Origin of the sequence: Roseobacter sp. HKCC-CH-9208 (assembly GCF_037805125.1) — a bacterium.
GTDB lineage: Bacteria > Pseudomonadota > Alphaproteobacteria > Rhodobacterales > Rhodobacteraceae > M30B80.
Window position 1 is genome coordinate 1,837,660 of record NZ_JBBLYK010000001.1, and the last position, 19,828, is coordinate 1,857,487.

At 49.5% G+C, this 19,828-nt stretch carries 19 protein-coding genes; 9 read left to right on the forward strand and 10 right to left on the reverse strand.

Annotated features, from left to right (window positions below; translation table 11 throughout):
- Positions 1 to 61: 61 nt before the first annotated feature.
- A complete protein-coding gene (locus tag AAC621_RS09250) occupies positions 62 to 937 on the reverse strand; it encodes a LysR substrate-binding domain-containing protein (RefSeq protein ID WP_340254680.1) in 876 nt (291 codons plus the stop codon).
- Positions 938 to 1,044: 107 nt separating this feature from the next.
- On the opposite strand from AAC621_RS09250, the gene AAC621_RS09255 reads away from it, so the two are divergent.
- Genes AAC621_RS09255 through AAC621_RS09270 form a run of 4 tightly spaced genes read left to right on the forward strand, consistent with a single transcriptional unit; the run spans position 1,045 to position 5,205 of the window.
- Positions 1,045 to 2,148, forward strand: coding sequence for a glycine cleavage T C-terminal barrel domain-containing protein (locus AAC621_RS09255; RefSeq protein ID WP_340254683.1), 1,104 nt, complete (start codon positions 1,045 to 1,047; stop codon positions 2,146 to 2,148).
- Positions 2,148 to 2,951, forward strand: coding sequence for a DUF2182 domain-containing protein (locus tag AAC621_RS09260; protein WP_340254686.1), 804 nt, complete (start codon positions 2,148 to 2,150; stop codon positions 2,949 to 2,951). Before AAC621_RS09255 ends, AAC621_RS09260 begins: the two co-directional genes overlap by 1 nt.
- Positions 2,948 to 3,571 (forward strand): DUF1326 domain-containing protein, encoded by a 624-nt coding sequence (locus tag AAC621_RS09265; protein WP_340254689.1) that lies wholly within the window; start codon positions 2,948 to 2,950, stop codon positions 3,569 to 3,571. Before AAC621_RS09260 ends, AAC621_RS09265 begins: the two co-directional genes overlap by 4 nt.
- 11 nt (positions 3,572 to 3,582) lie before the next feature.
- The gene (locus AAC621_RS09270; protein ID WP_340254692.1) at positions 3,583 to 5,205 is read left to right on the forward strand and encodes an AMP-binding protein; all 1,623 of its coding nucleotides are present in this window, start codon (positions 3,583 to 3,585) and stop codon (positions 5,203 to 5,205) included.
- A gap of 191 nt (positions 5,206 to 5,396) precedes the next feature.
- Here AAC621_RS09270 and AAC621_RS09275 read toward each other — a convergent pair whose 3' ends face one another.
- The 7 genes from AAC621_RS09275 to AAC621_RS09305 form a co-directional block, all read right to left on the reverse strand.
- Complete coding sequence (locus AAC621_RS09275) at positions 5,397 to 6,548, reverse strand: amidohydrolase (RefSeq protein WP_340254695.1); 1,152 nt, start codon at positions 6,546 to 6,548, stop codon at positions 5,397 to 5,399.
- Positions 6,549 to 6,645: 97 nt separating this feature from the next.
- A complete protein-coding gene (locus AAC621_RS09280; RefSeq protein WP_340254698.1) occupies positions 6,646 to 7,776 on the reverse strand; it encodes an amidohydrolase/deacetylase family metallohydrolase in 1,131 nt (376 codons plus the stop codon).
- Positions 7,773 to 8,141: a RidA family protein gene (locus tag AAC621_RS09285; RefSeq protein ID WP_340254701.1), complete on the reverse strand. Its 369-nt coding sequence runs from the start codon at positions 8,139 to 8,141 to the stop codon at positions 7,773 to 7,775. Before AAC621_RS09285 ends, AAC621_RS09280 begins: the two co-directional genes overlap by 4 nt.
- Positions 8,142 to 8,217: 76 nt before the next feature.
- Positions 8,218 to 9,291: a D-TA family PLP-dependent enzyme gene (locus tag AAC621_RS09290; protein ID WP_340254704.1), complete on the reverse strand. Its 1,074-nt coding sequence runs from the start codon at positions 9,289 to 9,291 to the stop codon at positions 8,218 to 8,220.
- Positions 9,292 to 9,385: 94 nt separating this feature from the next.
- Complete coding sequence (locus tag AAC621_RS09295; protein ID WP_340254707.1) at positions 9,386 to 10,429, reverse strand: TRAP transporter substrate-binding protein; 1,044 nt, start codon at positions 10,427 to 10,429, stop codon at positions 9,386 to 9,388.
- Between the two features lie 28 nt (positions 10,430 to 10,457).
- On the reverse strand, positions 10,458 to 11,741 hold the full coding sequence (locus AAC621_RS09300) for a TRAP transporter large permease (RefSeq protein ID WP_340254710.1): 1,284 nt from the start codon (positions 11,739 to 11,741) through the stop codon (positions 10,458 to 10,460).
- Entirely contained in the window at positions 11,738 to 12,280 is a 543-nt protein-coding gene (locus tag AAC621_RS09305) for a TRAP transporter small permease (RefSeq protein WP_340254713.1), read from the reverse strand. Before AAC621_RS09305 ends, AAC621_RS09300 begins: the two co-directional genes overlap by 4 nt.
- Before the next feature lie 68 nt (positions 12,281 to 12,348).
- Between AAC621_RS09305 and AAC621_RS09310 the strand changes: the two genes are divergently transcribed.
- Together AAC621_RS09310 and AAC621_RS09315 are read left to right on the forward strand one after the other, a co-directional pair.
- Positions 12,349 to 13,203 carry a creatininase family protein gene (locus tag AAC621_RS09310; protein WP_340254717.1) on the forward strand — a complete coding sequence of 285 codons (855 nt, stop codon included), beginning with the start codon at positions 12,349 to 12,351 and terminating at the stop codon, positions 13,201 to 13,203.
- Positions 13,204 to 13,389: 186 nt separating this feature from the next.
- Positions 13,390 to 14,322, forward strand: a complete 933-nt coding sequence (locus AAC621_RS09315) for a MurR/RpiR family transcriptional regulator (protein WP_340254720.1) — start codon at positions 13,390 to 13,392, stop codon at positions 14,320 to 14,322.
- Positions 14,323 to 14,349: 27 nt separating this feature from the next.
- On the opposite strand, the gene AAC621_RS09320 is transcribed toward AAC621_RS09315, so the two are convergent.
- Complete coding sequence (locus tag AAC621_RS09320; protein WP_340254723.1) at positions 14,350 to 15,228, reverse strand: MurR/RpiR family transcriptional regulator; 879 nt, start codon at positions 15,226 to 15,228, stop codon at positions 14,350 to 14,352.
- 186 nt (positions 15,229 to 15,414) lie between these two features.
- Here AAC621_RS09320 and AAC621_RS09325 point away from each other — a divergent pair, with 186 nt between their 5' ends.
- The 3 genes from AAC621_RS09325 to AAC621_RS09335 are packed head-to-tail and all read left to right on the forward strand — an operon-like array spanning position 15,415 to position 18,811.
- A complete protein-coding gene (locus AAC621_RS09325; protein WP_340256437.1) occupies positions 15,415 to 16,650 on the forward strand; it encodes a diaminopropionate ammonia-lyase in 1,236 nt (411 codons plus the stop codon).
- Positions 16,647 to 17,879, forward strand: coding sequence for a Zn-dependent hydrolase (locus tag AAC621_RS09330; RefSeq protein WP_340254726.1), 1,233 nt, complete (start codon positions 16,647 to 16,649; stop codon positions 17,877 to 17,879). Before AAC621_RS09325 ends, AAC621_RS09330 begins: the two co-directional genes overlap by 4 nt.
- Before the next feature lie 14 nt (positions 17,880 to 17,893).
- Complete coding sequence (locus AAC621_RS09335; RefSeq protein WP_340254729.1) at positions 17,894 to 18,811, forward strand: N-carbamoyl-D-amino-acid hydrolase; 918 nt, start codon at positions 17,894 to 17,896, stop codon at positions 18,809 to 18,811.
- A 103-nt stretch (positions 18,812 to 18,914) separates the two neighbouring features.
- On the opposite strand, the gene AAC621_RS09340 is transcribed toward AAC621_RS09335, so the two are convergent.
- Entirely contained in the window at positions 18,915 to 19,820 is a 906-nt protein-coding gene (locus tag AAC621_RS09340; RefSeq protein ID WP_340254732.1) for a LysR substrate-binding domain-containing protein, read from the reverse strand.
- Positions 19,821 to 19,828 lie beyond the last annotated feature (8 nt).

A 19,828-nucleotide genomic window follows, 5' to 3' on the forward strand; every position in this document is an offset into this window, starting at 1 on the left:
CGTCTATCCCGGTCTCCATCATCCGGCCAAAGTATGGAGCAATAAAATCCGCTTCTATTTACTATTGAAGTTCATTCAACAACCATTTCGCAAATGCTGCGGCGTCCGCACGCGTTGTTGATGTTAGAGGCTCTAATAGGAAGAACCCTTCTTCAATTTCTTGAGTAAACTCAAATGGTGCTACCAACCGGCCCGTTTCCAGGTCGTTAGCGACCAACGAACTTCTGCCAAGTGCAATGCCTGCGTCTTGTGCAGCCAATTCATATGCGGCTAGCGAGTTATCGACTTGCAGCCCGAGTCCGTGGTCAACGCCCTGAAGATTTGCCGCATTGAGCCATGTGCCCCACCCATCTTGGTAACCTTGTACATGGATTAGTCGCTCAGTGCTAAGCTGTTCAGGGTGCTTCAGGGTTTCCGCCCTGGATGGCGCGCAAACTGGAGTAATTTTCTCATACGATAAACGATAGCTTTTGGCGCCAGGAAAAGTCCCCGTTCCATATTGGATATCAAAATCGTAGGCTTCATGATCAAATGCATCGACCCACACACTTGATATGATGCGTATTTTCTGATCGGGGTGGTCAGCCAGGAATTTTGGAATTTTTTCAGATAGCACGTTTACCAAGAACGAAATGGCACAGCGGATTGTCAGTACATCCCCTTGAGTGCTTCCAAAAACTTCTCTAGTCCCGCGCGATAGCCTTTGTAGCGAGTCCTGAACTTTTGGGAGGTACGCCTCCGCCCACTTTGTCATTTCCAAGCTTCGGGGATGGCGAATGAACAATTGGCGTTTCAGGCGCAGCTCTAATGACTTCACATGTTTGGAAATTGCCGCTTGTGTAAGGTTCAATTCATGCGCCGCAGCCGTGAAGCTCAGCAATCTTGCTGATGCTTCAAACGCACGAAGCCATGTAAGTGGTGGAAGATCGCGATACATAGAATATGACTATGCATAACTTTTTGTAATGGCAAAGATCATAAATCGATTGATTGAGTGCCACAGTACTAAATTCTATCTTTTGTTCGATCTTGGGGAGCGAGCAGATGTTTTTATTTCAGCCTAATAGTCGAATTAAGCCTTCACCCTTTCTAGAGGCAGCAATCCTTGATGGTCTCAAAATGGCAAACGTCTACAACCGTATGATTATGCCTACGTCATATGGGGACCCAGAGGGTGAGTACTGGCGACTAATTAATGGGGTGTCGCAATGGGATGTTGGTGTTGAGCGCCAAGTCCAGCTGAAAGGAAAAGACGCAGCCAAGTTGGCACAAATTCTTGTGACAAGAGACCTATCAAGGTGTGAGGTCGGACAAGGAAAATATGTGGCGATATGTGATCACCGGGGCACCATTTTTAACGATCCGATTTTGCTAAAGTTAGCTGATGATTTGTTTTGGCTTTCCATCGCCGACAGTGATGTAGAGCTCTGGGCTAGGGCAATCGCTGCGGAACGTGGTCTCGACGTTGAGATCTGTGAGCCCGATGTTTCGCCGATGGCAATCCAGGGCCCCAAAGCCGAGGATGTTGTCGCGCATGTGGTCGGGAATTGGGTGCGAGAGCTGAAGTATTTTTGGTTTAGAGAATGTGAAATTGAGGGGATCCCTGTCGCCATTCAACGTTCCGGCTGGTCCAAGCAGGGAGGGTTTGAAATCTATCTGAAGGACGCCCAGTTTGGGACAAGGTTGTGGAACATATTCAAGGAAGCCGGAAAGCCCTGGGATATTGGTCCAGGCGCTCCTGCCACACCCGAGCGCGTAGAAAGTGGCCTTGTTTCAGTTGGCGGTGACACCGATGATAAGACCAATCCTTTTGAAATTAGAATGGAAAAATACATCGACTTACATGTGCCCGATGACACCATTGGGATACAGGCTTTGCGGCAAATTAAAGTTGAGGGTTTTAGGCGTCACCAGCTTGGGATCATTTTGGAGGGCGATACCCCCGCTCCGCTTGGAGTGCACCGCGAGGATATTGTAGCCTCCGGAAAAAAAATTGGAATGTTGACCAACTGTGTTTGGTCCTATCGGCTCAAAGCCAACATTGGTTTTGCTTTGGTTGACCGTGCCGTCCCCGTGGGTGCCCAAGTTGAAGTACTCCGCCAAGCAGGGCGCAGTAATGGCCGTCTCGTAGAAATGCCTTTTTTGTGATGCAAGCGCGGCTTTTTTCCATCTTCCGCTTAAGTTGGCCTTTGTTTGCAAGGGGTATTTTTTGGGTCGGATTTTATGGGGTCATTCTTATTTCGTGGGTTCTTTTAATTAAGATGAATGCCTCGCCATTACCTGGAATGACCGCTGCTGAATACTGGGCAGCTCTGTGTGTTTCAGCCGGTTCCTCCAATCCAAGTTTGATCTTTAGCATGTGGGCACTGATGTCTGCGGCGATGATGTTACCGACGTTTGTTCCAGCAGCTCGAGTGTTTGGCGACCTTGGGAGCGTGGACGCCACAAGTGCTGGATCCATGACTGCTCTAGCTCTTGGCTATTTGTCGGCTTGGTTAATATTTGCAAGCGCCGCCACTACATTGCAGATATTATTGGCTAGAGCCGGAGCTCTAAGCGATGCTGGGCAACTATTAAACCCTTGGATAACCGCAATCCTTTTGGGTATCTCAGGCGGCTACCAATTCAGTGCGTCCAAAATGGCTTGCCTGTCCAAGTGCCGTCATCCGCTATTGTTCTTCATGGAGTATTGGAAACCGGGATACTGGCCGGCGTTTTCAATGGGCGTCAGGCTTGGACTGTGGTGCATTGGATGCTGTTGGCTTTTGATGCTGATTGGTTTCATTGGTGGCGCGATGAACGTTCTTTGGATGGGTGCGGCGACAATTTTCATGGTTTTTGAAAAGCTTCCTGAGTTTGGTCGATTTGTGACTAAGCCTCTGGGGGTTATCTTGATTGGTGCTGCGCTGATAAAATTTGTTATATTAATGACGGTAGGAGGACAGTTATGAAAAATACGATCCCAGAATGGAACTTGAAGGGCGAGTTAATTTTAAACTGTAACTGTACAGTTTTCTGCCCATGCGTTGTAAGTTTAGGGAAGCATCCACCGACCGAAGGTTATTGCCAGGCGTGGATGGGCGTTAGAATTGATGAAGGCAATTTTGACGGTGAAAGTTTGGCAGGCCTGAACATAGGCATGGTGCTAGACATACCTGGCAACATGGGCCGAGGAAACTGGAAGGCAGCCGCCTATATCGACGAACGGGCAACTGAAAAGGCCTTTGAGGGACTGGTGTCAATTTTCTCTGGTAAAGTGCGCGGCACAACTGGGTTATTTTCAATGCTTGTTTCAGAGTTTCTGGGAGCTGAGCGTGCACCTGTTGTTTTTGAAAATGACGGTCCTAAGCGCCGCTTAATAGTTGGCAAAATAATTCAGGGCGAGGTGGAGCCCATTGAGGGTCCTGACCCGAATGAAGACGTTAAAGTGATAAACACGGGCTACTGGATGGGTTCTGAAATCACTATCGCCTCTGCCAATAAGGGGCGAGTTCGCGCCCACGGACGTGTGTGGGACTTTGAAGGTAGATCTGCGGAAATTTGTCAGATTAACTGGCATGGCCCTGCGTAGGAGGAGTGGGTATGAGAGAGCATTTTGAAGAGCTTAAATTCAATCCAGCTAATCATGTGCCTCTTTCGCCCGTGTCTTTTTTAAAGCGCGCATCCGCGGTGTATTGTGATCATCCGGCTTGGACTTATGGCGATGAGCAGTGCACTTGGCGTGACATGGCGCTCCGTTGCCGTTCAGTTGCGGGCGCACTGGTTACGCGCGGCATCAAACCGGGCGATACAGTTTCGGTAATTTCTCCAAATATACCTCAGCTTTTTGAGTTGCATTATGCTGTCCCGATGAGCGGGGCCGTATTAAATACGATCAATACTCGCCTCGAAAAAGAAACCGTTGCCTATATTCTTGAACACTCTGACAGTTGCCTTGTTCTTTGCGATAAAGCATTTCTGCCGCTTCTCAAGGCAGCATTTGAGATCAATGGAAAAGCGTTACCTGTAATTGAAATTGTCGATGCTCAGGCAGGTCAAAGTGCAAGTGGAGATGACACATATGACAAGATGATAGAATGTCAGCCGATTGACTGGCGGCTGCCAGGCTCCGAGGACCAGGCAATTTGTTTGAATTACACCTCAGGAACATCGGGTCAGCCAAAGGGAGTAGTCTATCATCATCGCGGCGCCTATCTGATGGCTATGGGTACAGTCGCTGCTTGGGCACTTCCACAAATGCCAACTTACCTCTCCATCGTACCAATGTTCCACTGTAATGGCTGGAACCACCCGTGGGCGATGGCAGTTGTAGGTGGAAATATGGTTTTCACCCGCGACCCTCTTCCTGCGAAACTTATTTCGGCGATTAAGGTTCACGGTGTTACTCACATGGGTGGGGCTCCCATTGTGTTGCAAATGTTATGTGAAAGCCCTGATGCGCCAGAGAATCCTTTTTCACCAATGATAAAAGTGATGACAGCGGGTGCTCCTCCTCCTCCATCTGTCTTGGAAAAGGCGGCTGCTTTGGGCCTCGAAGTCATGCAAGTTTATGGTTTAACCGAAACTTACGGCCACATATCTCAATGTTTGTGGAAGGATGAGTGGGCTGATCTTTCAATGGCAGAACGGGCGTCTATGCAGGCCATGCAGGGCGTTAGTTTTCCGATGGTTGAAGATGTACGTGTGGTGGATCGTCAAACAGGTAACGATGTTGTCGCAGATGGAAAAACTCAGGGAGAAATTGCTATCCGCGGCAACACCGTAATGACTGGCTATTATAAGAATGAGATCGCCACTAAAGACGCATTTTTAGATGGGTGGTTTTGGTCGGGAGATGCTGCCGTAGTTCACCCAGATGGGTATGTGCAAATTCGTGACCGCCTAAAAGATGTCATTATTTCTGGGGGAGAGAATATTTCCTCCGTCGAAGTTGAGGCTGTATTGCACCGCCATCCAGCAGTGCAACTGGCGGCGGTTGTTGCGAGACCTCACGCCAAATGGGGTGAAAGCCCTTGTGCATTTGTAGAATTAAGAGTTGGGAGTAATCCTACAGAGCAAGAGATTATTGATTTTTGTAGGAACAATATCGCTCATTTTAAGGCGCCAAAAACAGTTGTTTTTGGAGAACTCCCCAAGACAGCGACTGGGAAAGTTCAAAAGTACTTATTGCGTGGTTTGGCGCGAGAATTGGGTGAACAAAATTGAACCTTCACGAGAACGTTTTCGACCTTTCGCTTCATCGACGGCTGCATGAATGCGAAAATATTTGTGCGGCGAAGAAGGGTTGCTTTGGCTCATTTTCTGGGAATGAAACTTCTTAGCAAGGACTGCAGAAAATACCAGCTGCTCCCGCGAAGTACTTATGGTTTGCGTCAACTTGGGCATGGCTCGGCGTGTTATCGATCAAGACGATTTGAGGGCAGCCGATCCTTCACAAGTTGTACCCAGAATTCAACACCAATGGGTATAAGCGCGTCGTTGAAGTCATAGGTATCGGAATGCAATGGCTGCCCGTGGGTGCCGTTGAGGCCGTTTCCAAGGAGAAGAAGACAGCCAGGCACCTCATGGCAGAAATGTGCAAAATCTTCGGAAAAACTCATGGGATCTCGATCGCCGATTGTGTCGCAACCCGCTGCCCTGCCAGCACGAATGACAGCATTTGTCGGAGTTTCTGAATTTACTGTCTCAATGAACTCGGTCCGAAAATCGACTGATACGTTAACCCCATGGGCAGCCGCGATACCATCTGAGATCTGCCGCATATATGTTTCGATAGCTGTCCTATCTTCTGTGCAGCGTGCTCGCACATCACCTTTCAAGATGGCTTGACCTGGTAAAACATTACGCTTGCCGTCTGTGATGAATTCAGTGACCGAGACCACCGCTCCAGCCCCTGGTGCAATTTTGCGGGATACTATGGATTGCAGGGCTTGCACAATTTCTGAACCAACGGTGATGGTGTCGCGGCCAACTTGTGGCATAGATGCGTGTCCGCCTTGTCCATGAATATGGATTTCGAACAGGCTCTCAGAAGAACACATCAGTCCAACGCGAGTTGAGACCTGACCCAAGGGCGCTCCCGGAAGGTTGTGGATTGCATAGACTTCTTCAATTGGAAAACGTTGTAGAATACCTTCATCTAACATCGCCCGAGCACCAAGGCCATTTTCTTCATTAGGCTGAAACAGAAAAATTACAGTCCCATCAAAGTTTCTATCAGCAGAGAGCCGCTGCGCCGCGCCGAGGAGCATAGTTGTGTGACCGTCATGGCCACAGGCATGCATTACTCCTGGGGTCTTTGAGACGTATCCATGAGTACTTTTTTCCAAAATCGGCAAGGCATCCATGTCTGCACGAAGGCCTATAGCGTGATTGCCAGAACCCGATCGTAACACTCCAACCACGCCAGCGCCTTCATACACCTCAAGACCAAAGTCACGTAAAAGGCCGGCTATCGTTTCTTTGGTCTTGGTTTCTTGGAAGCCTAATTCAGGCGATTTGTGTAAGTTTTGACGCAATTGTGCCAAATTCAGCTTTAGATTTCCCACGCACAGGTTCCTTTCGGCACAAGTAATCTGTGAAGCAAAAATACTTATGCATTTATTGGACGTTGCTTGCTAGCTTTTGCGCCAAAGTCCACCGCAATTATGCTGGATGCCATTTGCCTCCGGAAACAGTTCCCACTGGTGTCAACAAGCTATCGTGGCTCATGATTTCACCTGTTACATCTGCCAAATTGACGGTGCCTGGAGTTAGTCGTATTACGCTAGCCTCAGGCTGAGCAGTTTTGCCCAAATGGCCAAGATCTGGCCGGCTCAGAACTTTAGCAGGAGCAATACTTGCCGCAGCAATGACATCTTCGACTGACCAGCCGAGTGCTAAGAATTTGGTCATAACGTTAAGATTGTCATGTGCCGGACCGTCAATGCAAAATGCATGAATGTCTGACGAAATTACATCAGGCCGAAACCCTGCGGCATCCATTTTTCGTGCGGTATCCCACGAAAATGACCCCATGCCATGCGCTATATCAAAAATTACACCACGTTCCCGAGCTGCCAAAACAGCATCCCTCACGCGGCCGTCGCCATGGCAGGGTGCATTAGGGAATGGTCGGAAGCAATGAGTTAGGACATCTCCTTTTCGTAGACGCGCTACTACGTCTGAATAAGATGGAGGCGGTTCGTCGATATGCACCATTAACGGCAAGCCCGTTCGATCGGCAACATCCTGCGCTACATCCAGAGGAGCGATACCGGATGGCCCAGAAGCGTGAGCCCCTATTCTAACTTTTATGCCAACGATAACGCCTGGGTGCGCGGAGGCTACCGCAGCAGCTTCACGCGCAGCCATCAGGCGCATATCGTGGCTCTCACCGACCATAATAGTGCCGCCAAAGCCGTAGATCCCTGCGAACGACACGTGGAGATAGGCTAGGATACGCACCCTGGATTGCTCAATCACATGCTCTCTAAAGCCGGTAAAATTTCCTGGGCCTGCGCTGCCTGCATCCACGAGTGTTGTACATGCAGATTTGTCCGCGAAGCTTTCAGGCTTAACGCCAAGAGAAGTACCGCCCCAATAAACATGTACGTGCAGGTCAATCATGCCCGGGGTTACAATGCTTCCCTTGCAATCAATAACTTGTGCCCCATCCGGTTCCGGCACGTCGAGACCTAAGACTTTGTCTTTTCCAAGGACCAGGTCAGCGACCCGGTCAACGCCATTAGCGGGGTCAATTACCCGGCCACCGCGTAATACAATCGACCCTGTCATAGCGGCTTGTAGGCGATTGCTTCGATTTCGACAGCGATATCGATCATCAATCGCGACTCCGCTGTTGAACGGGCGGGAGGATCTGATGGGAAATGTTTTCCATAAGCTTCATTGAATGCAGAAAAATCATCTCTGTCCCTCAACCACACTGTCGTTTTGACGACGTCAGCTAGTGTACACCCAGCGAGGGCTAATGCTTTAGCCACATTTGCCAGTACTTGGTCAGTTTCAGGTCCGATCCCGCCTGGAACGATAGCCCCATCCTCACCGACGGGCACCTGACCAGAGACAAAAACGAAATCTCCCGCACGTACAGCGGGCGACAGCGGCACATGGGAGGAGCCTAAGCTTTGCTTTTTAGTCATTTTAGAGCCTTCCTATTTTATTTAGATGGTTTTTGAGGGTTTAACCTGAGTACAACGAAAGCCATTTAACTAAGGATCAAGTGACGCAGCCTCGAGCCGCTACAATCTCTTCCCCTTCTATTTTTTTACCACGCAACAGCGTGATACGATCCATCATGTTAGTGACCACACAGGCGTGATTGGGAATGATGCGCACACGTTGGCCCACCGATAGTTGGTGGGGTGTTTTAGAAAGCATTATTCCATGCTCCTCTGACAATGCGTGGATAGTAAGATCAGGATGGTCAACGACATAGCCATAGCCATCCATACCCAACAAATCAGAGGTTAAAACTTTTGAGCCTGCATCAATGATAGCTCTTTTTTCACTGGGTGTTGAAATAACAGTGGCTAGAACGGTAAGTGCACAATCATCCCACTTGGCAGTTCCTCGAGTGACAAGCGATCGGTCGTTATAAATGTATGTTCCCGGACGATACTCAGTTGCAACGGGCACATGATCCGCCTTCCACATACCAGGAGTTCCGCCGGTTGATATTGTATCAACTTGAAGCCCTGCGTTGAGGCAAGCATGCTGAGCATCTGTCAGCCACTGTTGGACCTCTTTTTCCCTGTCAGTAGGAGGATAGGTCATCAAGCCGCCAAACATTAATCCAGCTGTGTTGTTGATGCGCTGCGCAATCTCGCAAGCTGCTTCAGGCGTTTGGACACCACATCGTCCTGCACCAGTGTCACACTCAACAAGGACCCTTAGCGGAGTTGTGTTAGAAAAGGCTGCTGACAAGCCTTCAATCACAGTGAGATTGTCTGCGACTACCGTTAATTTAATCTTACTAGCCAAACGATTTAGTCGGTCGAGTTTTGATGCGCTAAGAATATTGTATGTAATGAGAATGTCATCCAGACCAGCGTTTGCCATTACCTCTGCTTCACTGATTTTCTGGCATGTTATGCCCACTGCACCCGCTTTGATTTGAGCCTTCGCGAGGTCTGGCAACTTATGAGTTTTAATGTGAGGTCTAACGGTTATTTGCGCTTTATTTGCAAAGCTCTGAAACCGATGAATATTTCGTTCCGCAATATCTAAGTCTACTAGGACGGAAGGCGTATCGAGCGTAGCAAACATAGCCGGGGGCAGATTGTCCAACATTCGAAACTCTTTCAATTTTCGTCATTCATTATTGTATTCAATGCCCGATCTATGGCGGTGGAGGCGGCGGCGCGAACGCCGCCGCCCTTATTTCTTAATCCATCATATAAAGTTGAGAATTTGCTGCCCCGAGCTCCGACTTCATCAAGTTAAGGAGTTCGGTTGCCTTGGCGTCTAGGTTGTTTGCGATGTGCTGTTCAAATGCTGGTTGGGCGGCATCGACAAACTCCTGCCGAGTTTCGTCGTTTAGTGCGGTGACTGTCATAGTCTGCATCAATCCCGCCAAACCACGGTCAGATGCCTCGATTATGCGTGCCAACCCGCGGCTGGCGGCCACACACTCTTCCGCAGCCAAGCGCATGGTTGCCTGCTGCGCAGGCGTGAGGCCCTCATACATCGCGCGGTTCACTAAGAACGTGTATGGCGAGAACAGGTGGTTTGTCAGTGTCATGTACTGCTGAACTTCATTGAAGTTCGAGAACGAAATAATTGGGATGGGGTTCATCTGCCCATCAATTACGCCAGTTTGGAGGCCCGAATATACTTCGCCCCAGGCCAGTGGATAAGCTTCAGCACCGAGTGCTTGGATAATGACCTGGTGAGAGGGAAGGGTCATCGTACGGATACGCACGCCTTCCATGTCGTCCAGTGACGCGATTTCCTGTTTGGAATTGGTAATGGCAAAGAAGCCGCCCGTATCTGGGAACCCAAGAACGACGACGTCGCCGAGCGTTTCTTCGATATCCGCCGCCAAGGCTTGGCCAAAGGCGCCATCAAACACATGATATGTCGCCGCGTTGTTGGCAAATGCGAATGGCATGTTCAACACGTCAATCCGCGGGTAATAGCTTGCCATGGCGCCCGTGGAGGAAAGTGTCGCATGGATAATGCCGTCGCGAACTTGCTGCACGTGCTCAGATGCGTTGCCGAGTTGGTTATTACCGAAAATTTCGACGTTAATCTCTCCGTTTGTGGCAGACTCCATAATGTTGCTGAATACGCCTGCACAAGCGTGTTGTGGGTTATCAAAAACATCAGGGTTATTGTCGGTTCCAAATCTAAGTGTTTGTTCGGCATTAGCAGTGGCTGCTACCGCGCACAGCGCGAGTGTTGCCGTCATTGTTCGAAGTTTGGTCATCCGTAAGGTCCTCCTAGGTTGGTTTAGTTTAGTTTGCAAACCCGAAAGCACGAGGCAGGGCTAGCGCGACGTCTTCCATAAAGGCGAACGCAAATAGGACTGCGATTTGCGCCAAAAGGAATGGGAAAAGCTTGATAGAAATCCGTTCAACAGTTTCGCCCGTCACCGATGACAAAACGAACAGACATGCGCCAACCGGTGGGGTCATTAGTGAGATGTTTAGGGCGAGGACAAAGATTATTCCTGCGTGAATTGGCTCCAGACCGATGCTTGCGGTCAGCGGCGTAAGAACTGGAGCCAGCAGAATTAGAATTGCAGTAATGTCCATAATCATGCCGACCACTAAGAGTAGCGCAACGATTATTGCTATAATGACATAGGGGTTCTCACTGAGGGTTAGCACGGCCTGTGCGACAGCCTGCGGAATACGCTCAAAGGTCAGCCAGAAGCCTAAGATGTTCGCAAAGGCGATAATCACAAAAATTACGCCCGTTATCCGAGCAGTGCGGATCAGCATTTGGTAGAGGTCTCGCCACACTAATGTGCGGTAGATGACCCCGCCGAGAAATAGTGCGTATGCCACCGCAATTGATGCGGCTTCGGTAGGGGTTACGATGCCGCCCAATATGCCGCCAAGAATAATTATGGGCATAAATAGTGCGGTTAGCGAATGTTTGAAAGTTGCCCAAATTTCCGCAAAAGTGGCGCCGCGTTCTGCGACGGGCAAGTTCTCGCGCTTTCCCCCGATAACAATAATGCCCATGCAGACCACGGCTATCGCCAGGCCAGGCAAGATACCTGCCGCGAAAAGTCCTGCGATCGAAACGCCCATCAGTGACCCGTAAATCACCATTAAGCCAGAAGGTGGGATCGTGGGTCCGATAATCGACCCTGCTGCTGTAACCGCACAGGCATAGTCACGGCGATAACCGGCTTTAACCATTGCGGGAACCAATGTCCGCCCGAATGCTGCTGCATCAGCCGTTGCCGAACCAGTTAGCCCTGCAAAAAATACAGAAGCTAGCATATTCGAATGAGCCAATCCCCCCCGGAACCGCCCAACTAGAGCTTGCGCAAAGGCAACGAGGCGCTGTGTAATTCCCACCGCATTCATAATCTCGCCGGCAAGTATAAAAAAGGGCATGGCTAAAAACGGGAAAAGATCGAGCCCGGCGAAGATCCGCGATGGTGAAATGGCGAGGAATGATGTCCCTCCAAGCGAGATCAATCCAACTACACCAGCGGCTCCAATGACAAAGCCAATTGGCATTCCAATTAAAATAAGTCCGACGAAAACGACAGCTACGATCATGTCAAACTTTCTTCTCGATTGGGCCTGTCTACATGCGACCCAAGATCGCGCAGCATTGTCAGAAACATTTGAACTGAGGCCAAGAATGCGGCCGCGGGAACGGCAGTGAAAAAGGGACCCATACTCGCCCCGAAGATCATTGCCTCTCTACCGAAGCCGCCTGCAGCGAATGGGATACCTGTCACAAAAAGATAGGTAAACAATGCGAGCGTGACTAAGTCGGCAAAGATCAGAAATCCGCGACGGACACCAATAGGCAGTCGTCCAACGAAACTCATGAGGCCGATATGATCGCGGCGAGCAATTCCTGCAGAGATCGCAAGAAGTGCAGCCCAAATCATTAGGTACCGCGCAAATGCTTCAGGCCAGTCGAGTTGCCAACGGAAATAGTAGCGATCAATAACACCCAGCCAAACATCCAGAACGAGCAACGCCATTAAAATGGCCAATATGAGTTCCACAGCGCGGTTAATGCGGTCGCTCCATAAGGCCGCAAACTCCCATCCTGGATAATCTTTTTCGGGCGGTGCGTCGGTCACTCTGTTCTCCGTGATCGGCTCTAGCAAAAAAGAATCGTTAGGATTCAACCGTAACACGAAATTTATTTTTGGATAGTAAAACTATTTCTTTTGCAATTTTTTGGTCATTAAGTAATTTCGCTACGTATTTAATTGTGTCTGTACACGTAGAGGGCGCCATGTATTGGGAGAAGATGACATCAGCTCGAATTGAGGAGGTTGAGCGCAGTACACCAGTTATTTTGAACTTGGCGGCCATAGAGCAGCATGGCCCTCATCTGCCTGTCGATACTGACGTAGTCATCGGGTCTCATTTTTTGTCCAGGCTTGATCAGGATGATCCGGGGGGCCAACTAATTCTCCCAACAGTGAAAGTAGGGTGCTCGGCGCATCATCTTGATTTTTGCGGAACGTTAAGTGTGCCCCATCGAGTGATGATGGAATATGTTATTTCAATTTTAAATTCGGTCTGTGGCGCTGGCTTTAGGAATATTCTTCTGTTCAATTCGCACGGCGGAAATCAGGCTATCGGTCAGGTCATCTTAGAGGATTTCGGAGCCGCCCACCCGGAGTGTCGAATTGCATTAGTGACATGGTGGACTTTGGCTCGGGATGCGCTCGCTGAAGTCAGCGAGACTGGACAGTTTGGGACAGGCCATGCTTGTGAATTTGAGACGTCCTTGATGATGGCAGCGGGAGCGGTTGCGCCAAGTATCGATTTGCCGGCAGGGGAGTTCTTTGTCAAAAGTTACGCCTGGGCCGACGGTTCAATGCTTTATAAGAGTGGAGGCACCCTTTATCGCTCAATGCACAGTATTTCTGGAGGCAGTGGTGTCGTGGGCCAGCCTGATGCCGCGAGCGTCGAGCAGGGAAACAAGATAACAGAGGAGGTGGTGAGGCGTTTGAAGGCAGTGGTTGAGGACCTTGGCCAGTTTGCCCCATAAAATCAGATCGCGGCGATGCAGGCCCTAAAAGTCAAATGATCATCGCTGCTGACCGAGTTGATTATTTTGTCGCGAACGCCTTATTTATTATGTCCATTCTGAGGCGATTGTAAGTTTGATGAATGAGAATTGTGGACCGAGGTCCACCTAAATACCGACGCGCGCAACTGACGAAAGCACTGCAACATGACGAAACGTACTCCACCGCTATCCTCGTCAGGCAAATCTAAATTACCGAGCCGTGGTTCTGGCAACTTGATGGATATCTTGCGCAGCTCGGTACCTGATTTGAACGACGGCGAAGCCAAGGTAGCGCGTATCATTTTAGCAAACACTGAATGGGTCTCACATGCATCAATAAAAGCAGTGGCGGATAGGGCTGCCGTTTCCGAACCAACTGTCTTACGTATGTGCCGTCGAATTGGCCTAGAAGGCTTTAAAGCTTTAAAGCATCGTCTCGCTCAAGATTTAATTCTAACGCAGGTATTAAACACACCGCACCTGGAGGACGGTGATGCATTCCCCAGTGAATTGGTTAAGGTGATGCTTGACTCATCAATGGGGGCATTGCGCGGTGCAGCGCAGGCAACTGACGTCAAAGTATTGGATAAGGCTGCCGCCGCGGTCGTCAAATCACGGATCACCTACTGCATTGGCGTGGGCGGGTCATCAAGTGTGTTGTGTGAAGAACTCGAAAACCGCATGTTTCGACTTGGTCTTCCCGTCCAATCAATTCTGGATTCCTATCGTCAACGAATGGCTGCAGCCGTCGCGAAGAAGGGCGATCTGTTCGTTGCTATTTCTTCTACCGGCGTCCCCGCGCCAGTGGTGCAATCTATCGAATTGGCTCGATCGAACGGCGCAACGACGTTAGCGATTACGCAAGTTGATAGTCCCCTGGCCAAGGTGAGCGAAATTGTCTTGCCGGTCGAATTTTTCAACGATCACACCTTTTTTATGCTGCCTGCACAGACGCGCTATGCACAGCTTTTCACTATCGATTGTTTGATGGGAACAATCGCGGCACGGATGCCCGATGCCGCTGCTAATTTACAGTCAATCCGCAACACCCTGCGGGCTCTTCATGGCACCATTCGGCACCAACCAATTGGCGATTAGTTTGTTGTGTTAATTTCGCCATCTAAGCTATTCGAACACACCAGTTTCGGCATGTCGCGCCTCAATAGCTTCCATGTAAGCGCGTCCCCGCTTTCCTGCTTTTTGAAAACTTTTATATGCCAATACCCGTAATACTGATTGAACACCTGAATAACTGTCAAACAGGTAAGGAGATTCAACTGGACAGGTAAGGGTCCATCGCGCAAATGCTGGCACGACACGCGCGGAGGGATCTGTGAGTAATAGGATTGGGACGCCACGATCATGAAGAGCCTCCATTTCATTTTTTAACGAGCTGAGGATACGGCGCAAGCCGATAACCAAAACCACATCTTCACTCGTCAGATCCGCAGTACTCTCAGTGATAGTTTCGCCTGGTCCAGGCGAAATGCGTGTTCCACTTCGAAATTGTAGAAATTGATTGCGAGCGTAGCTGGCTAAAAAATGGCTATTGCGAAATCCCATGAAAACGAGGTTGCGCGAGGCAACTAGAGCATCGGCCATCTCGTCAATTTCAGACGGCACCAAGCCGTTAAGGGATTGGGTCAGATTACGCGTTTCTACTTCTAAAAAGTCTGACAGAAATTCATTGTCTGCAGTGTTATTGGCCGGTCCTGTTTGAAACAAGGGCGAACCCCAGCTGCGAGCGTCACGCGCGGCGAGCCGCATTTCTTCATAACTAGAAAACTGGGCGCGCCTCACGAAGCGTGTGATTGTGGCCTTGGACACATCTGCTCGTTCAGCCAACTCAGAGGCAGAGTAAAGTCCTAGCTCTCCTGGGGCATCAAGGATGACATCGGCAACCCTTTTTTCTTGCTTGCTGAAGTCTTGATAAATTCTGTGCAGGGTATCTACGATGACACTATGTGAGCTAGGTCCGCCTGCTTTTTTCTTATTTTTTGTCACACAGATCACCGCTTAATTACATGAAATTAATTTTTCATAGTTCTTGCTTTTGTGAAATTTTTATATCATCCTTAACCTGAAATTAAAAGAGCTTGAAATATATTTTAGTGTCCGTTGCGAAGCTTTAATGTGGGAGCAGGATGCGTTCTGGGCCGTTCGCAGCCCACCTTGAGAGGAGCTTTGACAGTGCGCTTCACCAACACTTTAGGCCTAGAGAAAGACAATGAACTCTTGCTTAATTCTATGGCAAGCAAGGGGGCCGCATATGGGCCAGAACAATCGGCCGTGTTAAACGATGACGCATTTGCTATTGCCAAGTCCACTATTTCTGCCTGGCCTGGATATGTGCCGACCCCTCTAATCCAGCTAAAGTCACTCGCTGCCAAAGCACGTGTTGAGAGCATACATTACAAGGATGAGGGCCCGCGTTTTGGTCTCGGAAGTTTTAAGGCGCTAGGTGGAGCTTATGCCGTTTCACAGTTGTTGCGTCGTGAAATCGCAAGGATCAAAGGCATTGAAATGCCCAAAATTAGTGCGCTCTTAGACGGTACATATAGTGATTTGATATCTCAGGTGACTGTGTGTTGCGCGACAGATGGCAACCACGGTCGTTCTGTCGCCTGGGGTGCGCAGACATTTGGCTGCAAATGTGTAATCTTAATTCACTCGACAGTCAGCGAAGGTCGCAAGCACGCTATCGAGGCCTATGGGGCCACTGTAATCCGCACCAAAGGTAATTACGATGACAGCGTGCGTGAGGCACAAGAGTCAGCAACCCGAGAGGGATGGTTCGTTGTCTCTGATACCTCGTACCCAGGCTACACAGATATACCAAAGGACGTGATGCAGGGTTACGAACTAATGGCCGCTGAAGCCTGTGACCAATTGGAGGCTGCGCCTACACATATTTTTTTACAAACTGGCGTTGGCGGTATGGCGGCGGCAGTGGCTGCCTACACCAAGCGCAGATATGGCAATGATCGGCCAGTGATTGTGTTGGCGGATCCTGATCAATCTGCTTGTTGGCTTGAATCCATAAGACACGGAACTCCTACTCCAGTGCATGGTGATTTAGACACTTTAATGGCGGGCCTAGCCTGTGGCGAAATTAGTGTGATCGCTTGGGATATCCTGCGCCAGACTGCCGATGCCGTAATGTCAGTTACGGATGATGACGCAGTAATGATGATGCGGGTTTTGGCTAATCCGACCGCAGAAGACTTACCAATCGTTGCTGGAGAGTCGGCCGTGGCAGGCTTGGCTGCACTGATGGCCGCAGCGGATCATTCCCAAGCGCGCAGCAAATTGAGTTTGGATGCTAATTCTAGAGTTCTCATATTTGGCACCGAAAGTGACACGGATCCTGATCTATACGTAAAATTGATAGGGCGCAGTGCTGATGAAGTTCGGAAAATCAGATGAATGTTCAGATCAACTTAGACCGCTTGATGGGCCGTGTCTTCGCCTTGGGCAAAATTGGTGCACTGCACGGCGGTGGTGTGAAGCGTCTCGCTCTAAGCGATGAGGACAGGGCAGGGCGTGACCTTGTCATCCAGTGGATGGAAGAGGCAGGCCTTCAAATTACCACTGATGTAATTGGCAATACCTGGGGAGTGCGCGCAGGCTCTGACGATGCAGCGCCCGTGATCATTGGGTCTCATATAGACACTGTCGCCACTGGAGGTTTGTATGATGGAGCTTTAGGCGTTTTGGCTGGGCTTGAAATTATTCAGGCCTTGAATGACGCGGGGGCAGTGACCCGTCTGCCAGTGGGAATTGCTTTTTTTACAAATGAAGAGGGTGCGCGGTTTGCCCCCGACATGATGGGTTCGGGCGTTGCACAGGGCGCGCTGGATTTGGATGAAATGCTGTCAGTTCAGGGAATTGATGGCAAAACGGTAGGGGAAGAGCTTCTACGTATTGGTTACGCAGGCAAAGCCTCAGTGCTTGCTCTACGTCCCCACTGCTTCCTGGAACTGCATATTGAACAAGGGCCAGTCCTTGAAGCCGAAAGTTTGGCCATTGGCGCGGTGACCGGCGTGCAAGGCATTTCTTGGGCTGAATATGTCATTGAAGGGCAGTCCTGCCACGCGGGTACTACGCCGATGGTGATGCGACATGATGCGGGGCTGGTTGCTGCACAAATTGCCGTTGAAGCGCGCGCCATTGCGAATGATTTTGGGCCGCCTCAAGTGGCCACCGTTGGCATGTTTGACGTTTCACCTGGTCTGGTAAACGTCGTGCCTGAGCGTGCAGTGTTGACCGTTGATTTGCGCAACACCTGTGATGAGACGCTCAAAAAAGCTGAAGAGCGCCTTAATCGAGCGGCTGAAGATTTCGCTGTGGCACAAGGGTGTAAAGTTCAACGTCGTAGTCTTGCTAGGTTTGCACCTGTTGAATTTGATTTAGGTCTTGTCGGTGAGATTGAATCTCATGCGAAGTCTTTGGGTTATTCAGTGCGCCTAATGCCCTCTGGTGCAGGTCATGATGCACAGATGTTCGCGCCAAATTGCCCCACCGCTATGGTCTTTGTGCCTTCGAAAGACGGATTAAGCCACAACATCAATGAATTTACAGCTCCGGAGCATATTGCTCCCGGTGTCGATGTGTTGCTGGGGGTTGTATTAGGCCAGGCCGAATTGGTCTCTTAATGAGAGTGAAAAAAATGAAGCGTGAATATATGGCTGCAGCGGCCCAATTAGGGCCAATAGCTAAGGATGAACCGCGCAGTTCGGCTGTGTCTCGAATGGTTTCATTGCTACATGAAGCAAAAGCGCGCGGCGTTGAATTAGTAGTGTTTCCAGAATTGGCGCTGACCACATTTTTTCCGAGATGGTACACTGAGGATGATGCTGAGTTGGATGCATGGTTTGAAACTCAGATGCCGAATGCTGATGTGCAGCCTTTATTTGACGCAGCCGCAAAACTTAATGTTGGTTTTTACCTCGGCTACGCCGAGTTGGTTGTGCAAAATGGGAAGAAGCAACGTTTCAACACATCAATAATTGTTGACGGTTCTGGGAAGATTGTCGGAAAATACCGTAAAATCCATTTGCCTGGCCATTTTGAACATGAACCATGGCGACCATTTCAACATCTCGAAAAGTGTTACTTTGAGAAAGGAGACTTAGGATTTCCGGTTTTTGATGCGTTTGGCGGTAAGGTTGGCATGTGTATATGCAATGACCGGCGTTGGCCCGAGACGTTCAGGGTCATGGGCTTGCGAGGAGCAGAGTTAGTCATGCTCGGCTACAATACGCCGCGACATTATCCTCTTGCTCCAGAGCACGATCACTTACAAGATTTTCATAATCATTTGTGCATGCAGGCGAGTGCATATGCAAATGGTTGCTGGATTATCGGGACTGCAAAAGCAGGATTAGAAGAAAACTGCGATTTGATCGGTGGTAGCTGCATCATCGCGCCAACTGGAGAAATTGTGGCCAAAGCACAGGGCGTCGGTGACGAACTGGTAATTGCCAAGATCAATTTGGATCGTTGTAAAGAACTGCGCGAGAACGTTTTCAATTTTTCACTTCACCGCCAGCCGGACGAATACAAAGATATTTGTGCGCCAAAGTAGGGTCCTTTGGCTCTTTTTTTGCGAATGAAACTCGGGGGAAAGGACTGCGAAAAATATCAACCTCTGTCACCAATCTGAGAGTTGATCATGCGCAGAGCGCAAATTAACAGCGGAACACTTCAACACTTTTTTGAAAGTGGTCCATAAAGTCTATGGTGAGCATGGATGGCGCTTTATGGACGGGTCTGACCAATGAAATTCTATGTGGGAGCGATGGCCTAAATGGCCTAAAGCTAAGTCCTTTTTGAGCATATTGGACTGCGTCAAGCTCGCTGACGACCGAAACGCCAATCCCATTACAAATTAGCTCGCAGGCCGCAGTGAATTGGCGAACTTCAACATGCGAATTGATGGCACAATTCGCCATTTGGAAGCGATTGGAAAGTTGACTGAAAAAGATACTGTCCTTGCGCGTATGTATCATGGGCTCGTCCGCTAAATCTGATGGCGAAATCTCCTCCAAATTTTCAAGCCGATGCCCACTAGGAAAGATACATACTGTACGTAGGTTCAGCGCGATTTGTTCGACCGCGGGGTGTCCAAAAAATTCACCTGTGATGCCGAGGTCGTATTGCTCATTCACCATCCACTCTAAAATTCTTTCTGGACGATCTGGTTCAATGGTCATTGTCACACCGGGGCGGTCTTTCAAGAAGTTGGCGACGACTATTGGCAGGTGGCTGGTTGCAAATCCTGGCAGGCAAGCAATTCTGAGATGCCCTGCTTTGTGACGTGTGATGTCAGCGCTCACGTCGGCAATGTGACGCATCAGTTCGAGCACTCTACGGATATCAGGTTCTAAAACTTGAATTTCTTGGCTTGGGCGAAGTTGGCCATCGCGTTTTTCAAAAAGCTGAAAATCAAAATCTTTTGCTAGGTCTGAAAGCAGCCGACTAATTGCGGGTTGGCTTATGCCTAGATTTGATGCCGCTGCAGTCATTGAGCCGCTTGCTATAACTGACATAAGCGCTTCAAGCTGACGAATTTTTGGAATGTTGCGTGATGTCATGTGGTTAA

Coding starts and splice junctions, on each gene's coding strand:
- AAC621_RS09250 (WP_340254680.1), bottom strand. CDS start 937: ATGTATCGCGATCTTCCACCACTTACATGGCTTCGTGCGTTTGAAGCA.
- AAC621_RS09255 (WP_340254683.1), top strand. CDS start 1,045: ATGTTTTTATTTCAGCCTAATAGTCGAATTAAGCCTTCACCCTTTCTA.
- AAC621_RS09260 (WP_340254686.1), top strand. CDS start 2,148: ATGCAAGCGCGGCTTTTTTCCATCTTCCGCTTAAGTTGGCCTTTGTTT.
- AAC621_RS09265 (WP_340254689.1), top strand. CDS start 2,948: ATGAAAAATACGATCCCAGAATGGAACTTGAAGGGCGAGTTAATTTTA.
- AAC621_RS09270 (WP_340254692.1), top strand. CDS start 3,583: ATGAGAGAGCATTTTGAAGAGCTTAAATTCAATCCAGCTAATCATGTG.
- AAC621_RS09280 (WP_340254698.1), bottom strand. CDS start 7,776: ATGACAGGGTCGATTGTATTACGCGGTGGCCGGGTAATTGACCCCGCT.
- AAC621_RS09285 (WP_340254701.1), bottom strand. CDS start 8,141: ATGACTAAAAAGCAAAGCTTAGGCTCCTCCCATGTGCCGCTGTCGCCC.
- AAC621_RS09290 (WP_340254704.1), bottom strand. CDS start 9,291: ATGTTGGACAATCTGCCCCCGGCTATGTTTGCTACGCTCGATACGCCT.
- AAC621_RS09295 (WP_340254707.1), bottom strand. CDS start 10,429: ATGACCAAACTTCGAACAATGACGGCAACACTCGCGCTGTGCGCGGTA.
- AAC621_RS09300 (WP_340254710.1), bottom strand. CDS start 11,741: ATGATCGTAGCTGTCGTTTTCGTCGGACTTATTTTAATTGGAATGCCA.
- AAC621_RS09315 (WP_340254720.1), top strand. CDS start 13,390: ATGACGAAACGTACTCCACCGCTATCCTCGTCAGGCAAATCTAAATTA.
- AAC621_RS09330 (WP_340254726.1), top strand. CDS start 16,647: ATGAATGTTCAGATCAACTTAGACCGCTTGATGGGCCGTGTCTTCGCC.
- AAC621_RS09335 (WP_340254729.1), top strand. CDS start 17,894: ATGAAGCGTGAATATATGGCTGCAGCGGCCCAATTAGGGCCAATAGCT.
- AAC621_RS09340 (WP_340254732.1), bottom strand. CDS start 19,820: ATGACATCACGCAACATTCCAAAAATTCGTCAGCTTGAAGCGCTTATG.